Below are 12732 nucleotides of genomic sequence, written 5' to 3' on the forward strand. Positions count from 1 at the left end.
CGGTCACCGCCCGCGCCCCTCGGAAAAGATCAGGACGAACTCTACGTCGCCCACTCGGTCACCGAGCGTGCCCCCACGGCTCACCGAGAACAAGAGCCGCGGCAGCCACTGTTGCGCACGGGCGCCCCGCGCTGCCGCCGCGCCCGGCGGCAGCGCGGCCGGGCGCGGAAAGCCACCAGGGGGACACGCAGGGCAGCCGCATGCTCACCGCTTGACGTCCTGATCCCCACCTGGGACCTTGCCCGCGCCACCGGCGGCGACGAGCGCCTGGACCCCCGACGGCACGGCACACCGGGGCGAACTCACCCCAGGCACTCCTGGGCGAGCTCGCCGGCGAACACCTGGCGCGCGTGGGCCCGCATCCGCGGCCCGTACGCCGGGTCGTCGGCCAGCGCGGAATAGCCGTGCCCCGCACGGGTGACGAGCCCGGCCGTGTCCGCCAGGTACACATCCAGGCCCGGGTACATCAGCTCGATGCAGGGGAGGTCGTCGATGTCGAGGGCGAACACCGGGTACTCGCCGTACTCGTCGACGGCGCCGGTGGCCAGGACCCGGCGGGAGTCGGATCCGCCCGGCAGCAGGAAGCACTCGTCGAAGCGCGCCGACAGCGGCTCGTAACACGCCCCCCACCCGTCGCCGAACTCCTCCCGCGCGAGCTGTCCGAGCGTGCGCGGCGTGAACCCGTACGCGGGCCCGAACCAGCCGAAGCGGCACAGCAGTTCACTGTCGAAGGCAAGCCAGCGCCGCAGGCTCGGCGGCAGCGGGCGGCCGCTGGGGAACACGGCGCCGTCCAGCACGCCGGCGGGCAGCGGCGAGGACGGGGCGGACCTCCAGGGCCCGGCCCACGGGGCGTAGTCCAGGACCGGCCGGGAAGGGTCGGCCTCGACGCGGGCGATGACGCGTTCGGTCAGAGCGACGCCGTGAACGGCGGAAGCCGGCAGAGCCATGCGTGGCGATCCTCTTCGTCGAGCCCGTGGAGCCCGTAGAGACCGGTGGATACCTCGGGCCACCCGAAGGTAGTCCCTGCCACTGACACGCACCGCCTGGACGGCCACCGCCTGGACGGCCACCGGGTGACGCATGCCGCCGGGCAGGCCGCCGAGTTGCCCGCCGGGCCGGGCGCGCCGAGGACACCCGGTGGCCGTGCGGCATGGCGCCGTCCTGGCCGCGGTGCCTGCGGGATGGCCGGTACGGATCGACCCGGCGAGCCCGGACACGGCGCACACCACCCACAAGGCGACCGGCCCCGCGGACCCCGCCCACCCGCGCGATCAGCGGGGCCTCACGAGCGGGCCCCGCCCGGGCGAGGCAGCGGATGTGCGCCGCCACGACAACCGGCGGCGCGCACCGGCACACCCGCCGCACCCGCCCTGGCGCGAAGTCACCCCGGGCGGTGTGCCGGAGCCCCGGAGCACGGCGGGCGATGTCAGTGGGCCCTGCCAGACTCCGCGCCATGACCACCGACTCCTTCCACCTGCATCAAGTCGCCTCGGCCCGGGACATCGACGCGCATGTGCGCCAAGCCCTGCTCGAGTGCTGGGTCGATGTCACCAACGACGGCGGCGCCGCGGGCTTCCCCTTACCGCCCATCGGCACCCAGCAGGCCGCGCCCGCCCTCGACACCATCATCGAGGGCCTCGCCCCGCACACGTCCCGCCTGCTGACCGCCTGGGACGGCAGCGAACTGGTGGGCTGGCTGCACCTGCGCCGCGATTCCTCGCCCCTGACCGCCCACTGGGGGACCGTGCACCACGTGCAGACCCACCCCAGCATGCGCGGCCGGGGCATCGGCGCCGCCCTGACCGCACACGCCCACCACGTCGCGGCCCACGAGATGGGCCTGGAGCAACTGCACCTGGCCGCGCGCGCCGGAGCGGGCCTGGAGACCTTCTACGCCCGCCTGGGCTGGCGGGAGATCGGCCGCTGGCCGGGCGCCCTGCGCCTGGCCCCCGGAGACGACCGCGACGAAATCCTCATGCTCCTGCACCTGTAACCCCCGCCGGGCGGCCGGCCCGCCGTCCCCGTACGGCGACGCGGGCAGCGCGGGCGCAGGGCCCGGGCGGGCCCTGCGGTCAGGCGGCGTCGAGGGCATCGGTGATCTTGCGGGCCATGGCGGCCAGGGCGGGACCGGGCTCGGCCCGGTGGGCGCGGGCGGCCGCCTGCACGGCGGTGGTCACGGTGGCGCGGAAGTTGGCGGCCTCGGCGGGGGAGTGGCGCTGGAGCAGCTGCATCGCCGCGGTCAGGGCGGGCAGGACGTGCTCGGCGAGCGCGGCCGTGGTGGTGCCCTTGAGGTTCTTGAGGGGGGTCTTCTCGGCGAGGACGTGTCCGACCTGGCCGGTGGCGGAGGTCAGGGCGATGGTGCCCTGGGTGGCGGTCTTGTGGGGCTTTCCGGCGGCGTCGGCGGCGGCCATCAGCGAGACGGCGCCGTAGGCGGCGGTGCGCAGGGTGTTCTTGTCCTGGTCGGTGAGGGCGATGAGGGCCAGAGACATGGGGTGCTCCTTGAGCGGTTCGGCCGGTGGTGAGAGCCACCGGGTCGGTGCTTGATGTCTCTACGATCTCCGCCGCTGCTGTCAGCGCCCTGACACCCCGCTGACACCGCCCCTGACACCGACACCCACCGCCAGCACCCCCCCCCGCGGCAGGGCGCTACACAGCCGGGCACCCGCCCGCCGGGCCGGGGCGCCCGCGGGCCGCCCCGTCGCTCACCCGGACCCCGGCCGCCGCCCGGCCGTCAGGCGCGCCCACGCCCGCTGGTTGTAGGGGCAGCGGGAGCGCAGGCTGATGCGTTCGCTCAGCAGCGCGCGGCCCAGGTCGTACCGGCCCGCGTGCAAGGCGGCCTCGACGAGGGTCTTCTGCAGGGCGTCCCGCTGGGCGTGGCTGCCGCCGAACTCCTGGAAGCGGTAGCGCAGCGGAAGCAGCAGGTCCACCACCTCGGCGTAGCGCCGCTGCCCGTAGGCCACCAGCGCCCGGCACACCGGAAGGCCGATCTCGGCGGTCATCGAGACGTTGGACGGCCCCGCACCGGCCTCGCGCAGCCACCTCTCCCGCTCACGGATCAGGCGCTGGGCGTCGCCGGTGCGGGCGGCCCCGACGTAGGCCATGACGGCGTGGACGTCGTTGAAGGCGTAGTGGGGCCCGTCGCCCCGGCGCGCCCACGCGTCGGCCAGCACGGGCCAGCGGCCGCCGGTGTCGGCGCCCGCCAGGTACAGGCGCCACAGCAGCGCGGCGGCGTCCAGGAGCTCCATCGCCGCCCCGGCCGAACCGTCGTGGTGCAGGGCCGCGTCGTAGACGGCCAGGACCTTGTCGGTGCGCCCCGTCTCCAGCAGGTACAGGGCGTAGTGCCACCAGTTGTGGACGTTCAGGTAGTTGCCGGCCGACCAGGCCTCGGTGCGGGCGTCGAGGTAGGCGATGCCGTCCTCGTGCCGTCCTTGCATCTCCAGGGCGTGGACGACGGCGTGGATGCCCCAGACGTCGCGGGCGTTGCGTTCGACGGCTTCCAGGCCGACCTGTTCGGCCAGGGTGTAGTGCCCGGCCTCCTCCAGGCCGAAGGCGTACATGCCCCGCAGCAGGCCGTAGTGCGGATCCTCGCGGTCCCAGGCGGCCAGCGCGCCGCCGATGCGGTCGCGCAGGAGGACGGCGTTGCCGGTGAAGAAGTCGATCTGATGGCCGACGGCCAGGGCGAGGACGTCCTTGGGGTGGGCCACCACGAGGTCGCCCAGGAGCCGGCCGGCCCGGTGCAGGTCGCCCGCCAGCCAGCAGGAGGCGGCCTCGGTGTGCAGGCGCTCGCGCACGCTCAGCCCGCCCGCGTCAATGCCCTGGCGGAACGCGGTGAACGCTGCGGCCGCTTCGGCCGCGTCCTTCTCCTCCGTGCCGAGCAGTCCGAGGTAGGCGCGGAAGACGTGGCCCATGGCGGAGCGGGGCGAGGCCTCGAGCACGGCCCCGACCTGCCCGGACACCTCTCCGCGGAAGAAGAGGAGGTCCTCCAGGGCCTGCTCGTAGTGCCGCACCGCTGCGGCGCCGGTGTCCGTCATCACCTGGCCGTGCCGGTCCACGCTCACCCTGCCCGCCTCCCGAAGCCCGCCCGCGAGAACCCTGTCTCGCCGCGGGAACCCTGCCCCGTCGCGGGGACGCGGACACCCCGGCACGCGGCGGCCGTTCACCCGTGCGGGGTAGCGTTGCGGCATGACCCTGGCGCCGCCCCGGTTCCCGCCGTACCCGGTCCGCGGCGTGTGCGTGCTGCACCAGCGCCAGAACTGCGCGCCGCACTTCGCGGGGGTCACCGTGGACTTCGAGCCCGCCGCCGAGGGCTTCGTCTTCGAGACGGCCCCGGGGCTGACGGTGGAGTACGAGCCCGCCGGGGACCTGCCGCGCTTCTTCGCGGCCGCGGCCGCGGGGATCGAGGAGCAGCTGCGCCTGCCCGGGCACGGCATCGTGGTGGCCGTCCGGGCGGTGCTGCGCGCTGCCCGCGCCGATGCGTTCGGCTCCCACGAGCTGGCGTTCCGGGTCGCGGGCTATCTCGCCGCCCGCCAGGCCCTGGAGCGTACGCGGGCGGCGCGCACGGGGGCGGGTCCCGCCGGGCCCGGAGGTTGTTGAAATTACGGTCAAGCGGTACGGACGGGCGCCCCGGACGGCCGCCCGCGGCCCGGGGCGGGACGGCCGTCTGACCAGCGGCCCCCGCCGCGCGGCCCCGCCCGCGGCCGCCGTCGGCACGGAACGCCCCGGAATTGGCCTAGTCCTTGCTTGGTCCATACCATTGACATGCCTATGACCACATGGCTACCTCGTGGGGCAACAGCCCTGCGTCAGACCCTCCCTGACGCCCCTTCACCCCTTTGGGATGGCCATGAGACGTCTGCGTTCCCTCCCTGCCGCTCTCGCCGCGGCGGCCACCGCGGTGGCCGCTCTGGGCCTGACCGCGCTCTCCAGCACCCCCGCCCAGGCCGCCACCCCGCTGCCCGCCCACGTCTTCGCCCCCTACTTCGAGTCCTGGACGGGCGAGAGCCCCGCCGCCCTCAGCGCCCAGTCCGGCGCCAAGCACCTGACGATGGCCTTCCTCCAGACGGCGACGAAGGGCTCCTGCACCGCCTACTGGAACGGCGACACCTCACTGCCCGTCGACACCAAGTCCTTCGGCGCCGACATCAAGACGATCCAGGGCCGCGGCGGAGACGTCATCCCCTCCTTCGGCGGCTACACGGCGGACACCACCGGAACCGAGATCGCCGACAGCTGCACCGACGTCGACCAGATCGCCGCCGTCTACCAGAAGGTCATCACGACCTACGACGTCCCCCGGCTCGACATGGACATCGAGGTCGACGCCCTGGACAACACCGCGGGCATCGACCGCCGCAACAAGGCGATCAAAAAGGTCCAGGACTGGGCCGCCTCCACGGGCCGCAAGCTGGAGATCTCCTACACCCTGCCGACGACCACCCGGGGCCTGGCGGCCAGCGGCCTGGCCCTGCTCAGGAACGCGGTCACCAACGGCGCGCGCGTCGACGTCGCCAACATCATGACGTTCGACTACTACGACAACGCCCAGCACGACATGGCCCAGGACACCAAGACCGCCGCCCAGGGCCTGTACGACCAGCTCGCCAAGCTCTACCCCGCCAAGACCCCCGCCCAGCTCTGGGGCATGATCGGCGTCACCGAGATGCCGGGCGTCGACGACTTCGGCCCCGCCGAGACCTTCACCCTGCCCAACGCCACAACGGTCTACGACTGGGCGACCGCCAAGGGAATCAACACGCTCAGCTTCTGGGCCCTGCAGCGCGACAACGGAAAGTGCCCCGGCGGCGGAGCCAGGGACGACTGCTCCGGCATCGAACAGGGCACCTGGGACTTCTCCCGCGTCTTCGCGCCCTTCACCGGCGGCAACACCCCGCCCAGCGACGACTTCTCCCTGGCCCTCTCCCCGCCCGCCGCCACCCTCAAGGCAGGCACCTCCGCCACCAGCACCCTGAAGACCGCGGTCACCGCGGGCGGCGCCCGCACCCTGGACCTGAGCGTCAGCGGCGCACCCGCCGGGGTCACCGCCTCCCTCAGCCCCGCCTCGGTCACGGCCGGCGACACCTCGACCCTCACCGTCTCCACCACCCAGGCGGCCGTCAACGGCACCTACAGCCTCGTCGTCACCGCCACGAGCCCCTCGGCCGCCCACTCCACGACCTACTCCCTGACCATCACCGGCGGCAGCGGCAACCAGTGCACCGCGGCCCCCTGGGCCTCCGGCACGGTCTACACCGCGGGCCAGCAGGTCTCCCACAAGGGCCACACCTGGAAGGCCAAGTGGTGGACGACCGGCGAGGAACCCGGCACCACCGGCCAGTGGGGCGTCTGGCAGGACCTCGGAGCCTGCTGACCCCCGTCCGGCCCCCGGCCCGCCCGGCCCCTCACGCGCCCCCGCCCCGCCCCGCGGCACCGCCCGCCGGGCGGGGCGGGGGTGCGTGACGCCGCAGGCCGCCGGGCCCCGCACCCGCACCGGGCCGTGAGCGCCGCCGGCCCGGGTGACGCACGCTCACAGAGGGACGACGTTCACGGCCTGCGGGCCCTTGGGTCCCTCCGCCACCTGGTACTCCACGCGCTGGCCCTCCCGCAGGCTCCGGTACCCCACGCCGATGATCTGCGAGTAGTGGACGAAGACGTCCGGGCCGGAGACGTCCGGCGCGATGAAGCCGTACCCCTTCTCGGCGTTGAACCACTTGACGGTGCCGAAGTTGATCAGATCACGCCGGCCGTCCGGCGCACGCACGCTCTTCGCCCGCCCGGTATCGGCCCACGCCGGGGCGCAGGGCGCGAGCAGGACACCCAGGACGAGGAGCGGCGCGCAGGCCGCGGCACGGCGGCGGGCGGAGTGGCGCATGACGGGGCCTCCAGGCGGGAGATCGGCCGGGCCGCCCCGGCGGCGGGTACCCGCAGCACCGCTCGGCGACTCGTGCGACAAGGCTGTACGCGCACTCACCGTGCGCACGGGACCCAAGCCCCGCAACCCCGAACACCCGTCCGGGCGACGCCCGCCACCGGCACCGGTCACCGCACCTCGGGGGTCAGGCCGCGCGGGTGTAGCGGTCGGCGGCCCTGGTGCGCGCGGCCGTCAGGCGGGCCTTGGCCCCTTCCCGGCCCAGCACCCGGCGGCGCGGCGCGGCGGCCTTGCGCGCCTCTCGTACGAGGCGGTGGCGGGCGGCTTCCTGGGCGAGCTCGGCGGCGCGGAACTGGTGGATCTCGTAGTCGAACATCTTCTTCTCCCCCTGCGGTGCTGGTGTCTCGCTCTGTGCGATGACTCCACTGTCGCTTCCCAGGCGGATGCGGCACATCGGGAAGGTTCCGCATCTTCCAGCGAGGCGGGGGCCTTAGACGCAGGGGAGTGCCTTAGCCCGCCGGCCGGGCCCCGCCCCGGGGGCCCCGCAGGCATGCCGCAGCGCGGCCGCAGGAGCCCAGGAGGCGGGGCGCGGGAGGCGAGGGGCGCGCCCGCGTCCGGTTCACTCGTAACGCAGGCGCAGCGACTCCCGTTCGGCCTCCTCGACCTGCTCGACCGTCAGGCCCGGCAGGTTCAGCTGGGCCAGCGTCACCTCGGCGCTGGCGGGCTGGGCGTCGGCGGACACCCACTTCTCCGGCTGCCACGCGTGGGCGCGCATCAGCGACTTGGGGCAGTGGGGGTAGACCTGTTCGACGTGCACCACCAGCGCGGTGACGGGCGGCTTGCCGACGGGCGTGAGCTGTTCGAGCAGTTCCGGGCGGGCGGAGACGCAGGCGCGGCCGTTGACGCGCAGCGTGGTCGGGCGGCCGGGGATGAGGAAGACCAGTCCGGCACGCCCGGTCTGCAGCACGTTGTGCAGGGTGTCGAGCCGCTTGTTGCCGGTCGCGTCGGGAATCACCAGGGTCCGCTCGTCCAGCACGGAGACGAACCCGGCCGGGCCCCCGCGCGGCGTCACGTCCGCCCGCCCTTCGGCGTCGGCGCTGCCTATGAACACCAGGGAGGAACAGCCGATCAGCGCGCGGGTCTGTTCGGTCAGGTGGTCGGTCTCCTTGCGCAGTGCGTTCGGGTTCGGCTGCGAGTAGAGCTCGGCCAGCTGATCCGGGCTGGTGAGAGCGTCCGCCCGCAGGGCATCGAAGAGCGGGCCGGTGGTCCCCGTATCGATCATCATGGAAACGACCCTAGAAGACGACCGGGGCAGCGCGGGGCCCAGCACGTGATCACGCCCGCTGGAGCCGGCAGCCGCGCCCTCCGTCACGTGGGAAGCGCGGGGCGCGCCTGTGCCGTTGGTCTTCGCCTGGAGGAGGCCGCCCCAGCCCTTGGTGGCGTAGAGCTTGAAGCCCCCGGTGATGTGATGAATGATCCAGTCAATCTTGTCCGCGATGTCCCAGTCCCAGTCCCAGTCGTAGTCCTCGTCGGACTCAGCGATGGGAAGGGAGACGGGCCACACCCCAACGAGCCTGGCCTGCCCGGTGCTCGAGGCGGCACCGACCTCCTGGATCGTGACGACCTCGGCCCTGATGTGGGTCTCCCCCTGCCATCAGACTGCATCGGCCCCCTCCGTTGAGCGCCAAAACCCCCTGTTTCAGGCATAGTTGAACCAATCATCCCTTCTCGGTCAGGGGCTGCCGCTCAACTGAGCTCGCCGTGATCTCGGCAGCCCGTTCGAGGGGGCGCATGGCAGCGGCACGCGGACCGCAGAGCCTGCACCGCCGGGCAGCAGAAGGGGCGACCTTCTGGTGCGGCTGCCGTGGCGGTGCTGCGCGCCATCGATGCGGCGATGATCGTGGGGGGCCGCGGCCGTCGTTCCCTTCGCCCAGGCCGTCGCGACGCAGGCGGGCGGTGACTTCTACGCCCGGGTGCGGCGGCTCTTCAGCCGCGCTGTGAAGCGCGGGGGCGGGGAACTGACCGAGAGGACGGTCGCCGAAGCGGCCCTGTACGTCGTGAGGGATCCCGGCCGGAGGTCCGGCCGGATGCCCCGCAGGCGGACCTGATCCGTGGTCAGGCTGCCGGTGCCCGGGTGGTGTTCGAAGTGCGTGGTAGGCACCTGGCGGGCGTGCGCGCGGGGCCGACCACGCCTGCGTTGTTGGCCAGGTGCGGTGCGGCTGTTCGGCCTCGGCGAGCAGACCGGCGCGGGCTGCCTCGGTGCGGCCCGCCCGGAACGCGGCGCCAAGCTGCCCTGGCAGTCGGCCTGGTTCAGCTCTGCGTCGTGGTGAGCCAGTCGGTCAGCAGGCGGTTGACCTCGTCGGGGCGTTCTTGCTGGATCCAGTGGCCGCAGCCTTCCAGGAGGTGGGAGGCCGACAGGCGGGGGAGAGTGGTGGGGTAGGCGTCGATGGCGTCGGCCATCCAGGTGGTGGAGGCGTCCAGGGCACCGCCGATGAACAGGGCGGGCTGTGTGAGCGGGGCTCCGCGGTGGGGGGTGAGGTCTTCCCAGTCGCGGTCCATGGTGCGGTAGCGGTTGAGGGCGCCGGTCAGGCCGGTGCGCTCGAACTCCGCGGCGTAGACGTCGAGGTCGTCCTCGGTCAGCCAGGCGGGGAGCGGGCCGGTGGGGAAGCGGTCGCGCAGCCGGCCGCCGCGGGTGACGAAGTGCGGGTCGGGCTCGCCCTCGGCCGGCATCGTGTCGGCGGACAGGGCCGCGTAGAAGCCGGCGAGCCAGCTGCGGACGTCGGGCTCGATCTCCGCCTCGGCGCGACCGGGCTCCTGGAAGTAGGAGACGTAGAACTCCTGCTCGGGGCCGCCGATCCGGCCGAAGACGTCGGTGGGGCGGGGGCCGCCGGGCGGTGCGTAGGGGACGCTCAGCAAGCCGACCGCGCGGAAGACTTCGGGGTGGAGCAGGGCGGAGGCGGCGGCGATGTTGGAGCCCCAGTCGTGGCCGACGATCACCGCGCTCTCCTCGCCGAGGGCGCGCACGACGGCGACGTTGTCCTCCGCCAGGTCGACTATGCGGTAGGCGTCGGTTGCGGCGGGCCTGGAGGAGCGGCCGTAGCCGCGTACGTCGATCGCCGCTGCCCGGAACCCGGCCGCGGCGAGGGCCGGGAGCTGGTGGCGCCAGGAGTACCAGGACTCGGGGAAGCCGTGGACGAGCAGGACCAGCGGGCCGGTGCCCTGCTCCACCAGGTGCAGGCGCCCGGCCGGGGCCTGGACGGTGCGGTGGCGCGGTGCGGCGGTCGGCTGGGATCGCATGGGGACTTCTCCTCGGTTCGTGGGCGGCCGGCGGGGACCCGTCGATCATGCGGTGCCGCGGCCGTCCGGCGCGATCAGCGTTGCCGGTCTGGCAAGGTTGCAGGACAGGGCGGTGAAGCGGCGCGGCGGGAGGGAACGGGGACGGTGGCAGGGGACGACGTGGCCCGGACGCTGGCGGCGATGGGGCCGCGGCTGCGGGCCGTGCGCGAGCGCCGCGGCGTCACGCTCGCCGCTGTCAGCCGCGCGACCGGCGTCTCGTCCAGCACGCTGTCGCGGATCGAGACCGGCCGGCGCAAGCCCACCCTGGAGGTGGTGCTGCAGCTGGCGAAGGAATACGAAGTCTCCCTGGACGAGCTGGCCGGCACCGCACCCGCCCCTGCGGCCGGGCCCCGCAGCACGGCGCCGCACAGCTTCGGCGACGACAAGGCGGTCTTGCCGCTGACCCGGTACGTCGGCGGCCTGCACGCCCACAAGCACGTCCTGCCCGCCGTCGGGGAGCCGCCCGGGCGGCCCCGCCAGGGGACCCACGAGGGCTACGAGTGGCTGTGCGTCCTGTACGGGCGGTTGTGGATCGCGCTCGGCGACCAGGACCTCGTCCTGACCGCCGGGGACGTCATCGAGTTCGACACCCGCGTCCCCCACGGACTCGCCAACGCCGGATCCACCGGACCGGTCGAGTACCTGATCATGTTCGGACCTCAAGGGGAACGTCCACGACTGCGTGCCCCTGCAGCCGCTGGTCGCGGGACCGGTGACGGCGAGGCTGCTGAATGAGCAGCCGTGACAAGCCGCGCGCCTCGTCGGTGACCGCCCGCGCACGCGCCGGCCCGACCGGGGCCGAGGGCGGGCCGGTGCCCTCATCGTGTTGACCGCCCCCGGCAGGCAGTGCTGGAGCCGGCGCGTGGACAGCATCCCCGCCGACCGGCGGCTCTGGAACCGGATCAGCAGCGCCTACCAGCGCGAGCACGACCGCCGAAGGCGACGGCGCGACCAGCTCACCTGCGGCGACTGGGTCAGGGTCCTGCGCGGCGCGGGTCTCGTCATCGACGACCTCATCGAGCCGCGGCCCGAACCCGGAAGACCCAACGGCTGCAACGAAACCGACCCGCCCCACTGGGCACACCGCTGGCCGGCGGAACTGCTGTGGGTGACCCGCACACCGTAAGCGCGAGACGGGGGAGGGGGCGCAATGCGGCCGGTGGCGGTGCGGGCAGGGCCAGGGGCACGGGGAACTCAGTACGGTTCGCGCAGCTTGTCGCGCAGGGTGCGCCACTGCCGGGCGAGGAAGGACTCGTCGGCGGTTTTGATCGCGACCCAGGCGGCGAGGGGGTGGGCGTCCACGTCCTCAAGCCGGACTCCCGGGCATCGCACGGGGATATCCGCCCGGTACTCCTCGGCCCACTGGTCATCGAGGAGACGCAGGAGGGCGACCTGCTTGGCGTTCCAGCCGATCCGTGTGTCCCGGTCCTCGGGCCACCGGTCCCGCTGGCCCAGCTCCCAGCGCATGGCCATGGACCTGGTGGCGTCGAGAGCGACCCAGTGCATGGCCTCGTGCAGGTCCTCGGTGGTGGTGGGGCCGTATCGCACGCCGCGCTCCATCAGGGTCCAGTGGATGACTCCGTCGTGGACTTCGATCCAGGGGTAGGAGCCGTCGCGGATGCTGAACCCGACCAGGTCGTACCGGCGCCCGCCGTAGAGCTTCGCGGACATCTCGTGCACCGCGGACCGCACATCCTCGATCATTATCGTCACAGCGACGATTATTGCATCTGTTCGATCCGCACCCGCATCCGGCCGACGTGACGTGACGGGGGCGCTATGCCCTCCTGCCGCCTCGTCGGGACGCGTGCGGAGGCGGCCCGCGAGGGCGGCATCAGCGACGACGCGCTGCCAGGGGCCGGTGAACGAGGTACCTCCGGCCGGAGCGCGGCCGCCGGTGGCCGGGGGCGGCGACGGACTGATCGTCGGTACGACCGGGCGCCGCCCCCGGCAGGGGAACGGGGCTAGCCGAACTTCACGAAGGTCGGGAAGGGGGACGAGAACGTCTCGAAGTTCCGGGAGCCGACGAAGCCGGCGAACACCGTGCAGGTGCTGTTCGTGTACATGGTGGCGTCGGTGTCGGTGTCGTTGTGCGCATCACGTGCACCACCGCTGACGGCGATGCATGTGCCATTGGGTGTCGGGACGTTGAGGGTCGTCTCATGCCCGTTGTCCGCCCGCGTGTAGAAGAACGTGCCGGTGGCGGCCTGGGCGTTGCTGGTGGACAGGCCCGTGACCAGCGCGGCGGCCGCGCCGATGGCCAGAGTTGCCCTGCCGATTCGGTTGAGTGCACGCATGAAGGGTCCTTCCCCTCTTGTCGTGGCCAGTGAGAATCACGCCGCAGTTGCAGGATCCACCCCGTATAGGCAGAGTTGAGGGTTTTAGCGAATAATCACCCGAATGAATGATATTGCGGCTTCCTCTCAACCATCAGAGCCTGGGAGGCAGGACGCCCCCGGCACGCGCCGTTGACGGGGAGCCCCGCACGCCCGTCCTCATGCCCGCCGACCAGCTCGGCCAGAAGTCGCCTC

At 73.2% G+C, this 12732-nt stretch carries 14 protein-coding genes; 5 read left to right on the forward strand and 9 right to left on the reverse strand.

Annotated elements, in window-relative coordinates; all coding sequences use genetic code 11:
• Positions 1–302: 302 nt before the first annotated feature.
• On the reverse strand, positions 303–947 hold the full coding sequence (locus C9F11_RS42460) for a hypothetical protein (protein WP_138957315.1): 645 nt from the start codon (positions 945–947) through the stop codon (positions 303–305).
• A gap of 506 nt (positions 948–1453) precedes the next feature.
• On the opposite strand from C9F11_RS42460, the gene C9F11_RS42465 reads away from it, so the two are divergent.
• A complete protein-coding gene (locus tag C9F11_RS42465) occupies positions 1454–1993 on the forward strand; it encodes a GNAT family N-acetyltransferase (RefSeq protein ID WP_138957314.1) in 540 nt (179 codons plus the stop codon).
• Positions 1994–2072: 79 nt separating this feature from the next.
• On the opposite strand, the gene C9F11_RS42470 is transcribed toward C9F11_RS42465, so the two are convergent.
• Positions 2073–2489, reverse strand: coding sequence for a hypothetical protein (locus C9F11_RS42470; RefSeq protein WP_138957313.1), 417 nt, complete (start codon positions 2487–2489; stop codon positions 2073–2075).
• A 213-nt stretch (positions 2490–2702) separates the two neighbouring features.
• Complete coding sequence (locus tag C9F11_RS42475; protein WP_249401524.1) at positions 2703–4058, reverse strand: tetratricopeptide repeat protein; 1356 nt, start codon at positions 4056–4058, stop codon at positions 2703–2705.
• Positions 4059–4182: 124 nt separating this feature from the next.
• Here C9F11_RS42475 and C9F11_RS42480 point away from each other — a divergent pair, with 124 nt between their 5' ends.
• Both C9F11_RS42480 and C9F11_RS42485 read left to right on the forward strand, forming a co-directional pair.
• Entirely contained in the window at positions 4183–4593 is a 411-nt protein-coding gene (locus C9F11_RS42480) for a hypothetical protein (RefSeq protein ID WP_138957312.1), read from the forward strand.
• 250 nt (positions 4594–4843) lie between these two features.
• The gene (locus C9F11_RS42485) at positions 4844–6367 is read left to right on the forward strand and encodes a glycosyl hydrolase family 18 protein (RefSeq protein WP_138957311.1); all 1524 of its coding nucleotides are present in this window, start codon (positions 4844–4846) and stop codon (positions 6365–6367) included.
• 156 nt (positions 6368–6523) lie between these two features.
• On the opposite strand, the gene C9F11_RS48350 is transcribed toward C9F11_RS42485, so the two are convergent.
• The 4 genes from C9F11_RS48350 to C9F11_RS42505 form a co-directional block, all read right to left on the reverse strand.
• Positions 6524–6727: a cold-shock protein gene (locus C9F11_RS48350; RefSeq protein ID WP_212767888.1), complete on the reverse strand. Its 204-nt coding sequence runs from the start codon at positions 6725–6727 to the stop codon at positions 6524–6526.
• 325 nt (positions 6728–7052) lie between these two features.
• Positions 7053–7241, reverse strand: coding sequence for a hypothetical protein (locus C9F11_RS42495; RefSeq protein ID WP_138957309.1), 189 nt, complete (start codon positions 7239–7241; stop codon positions 7053–7055).
• 243 nt (positions 7242–7484) lie between these two features.
• Positions 7485–8150 carry an MSMEG_1061 family FMN-dependent PPOX-type flavoprotein gene (locus tag C9F11_RS42500; protein WP_138965827.1) on the reverse strand — a complete coding sequence of 222 codons (666 nt, stop codon included), beginning with the start codon at positions 8148–8150 and terminating at the stop codon, positions 7485–7487.
• Between the two features lie 1025 nt (positions 8151–9175).
• Complete coding sequence (locus tag C9F11_RS42505) at positions 9176–10162, reverse strand: alpha/beta hydrolase (protein ID WP_138957308.1); 987 nt, start codon at positions 10160–10162, stop codon at positions 9176–9178.
• A 144-nt stretch (positions 10163–10306) separates the two neighbouring features.
• Between C9F11_RS42505 and C9F11_RS42510 the strand changes: the two genes are divergently transcribed.
• Together C9F11_RS42510 and C9F11_RS42515 are read left to right on the forward strand one after the other, a co-directional pair.
• A complete protein-coding gene (locus C9F11_RS42510; RefSeq protein ID WP_138957307.1) occupies positions 10307–10936 on the forward strand; it encodes an XRE family transcriptional regulator in 630 nt (209 codons plus the stop codon).
• 127 nt (positions 10937–11063) lie between these two features.
• Positions 11064–11327, forward strand: a complete 264-nt coding sequence (locus tag C9F11_RS42515) for a hypothetical protein (RefSeq protein ID WP_249401523.1) — start codon at positions 11064–11066, stop codon at positions 11325–11327.
• Positions 11328–11395: 68 nt separating this feature from the next.
• Here the strand turns inward: C9F11_RS42515 and C9F11_RS42520 are convergent, their stop codons facing one another.
• Complete coding sequence (locus C9F11_RS42520) at positions 11396–11905, reverse strand: Imm63 family immunity protein (RefSeq protein WP_249402121.1); 510 nt, start codon at positions 11903–11905, stop codon at positions 11396–11398.
• 260 nt (positions 11906–12165) lie between these two features.
• Positions 12166–12498 (reverse strand): hypothetical protein, encoded by a 333-nt coding sequence (locus C9F11_RS42525; protein ID WP_138957305.1) that lies wholly within the window; start codon positions 12496–12498, stop codon positions 12166–12168.
• Positions 12499–12732: the final 234 nt, after the last annotated feature.

This window comes from Streptomyces sp. YIM 121038 (assembly GCF_006088715.1).
Taxonomy (GTDB): domain Bacteria; phylum Actinomycetota; class Actinomycetes; order Streptomycetales; family Streptomycetaceae; genus Streptomyces.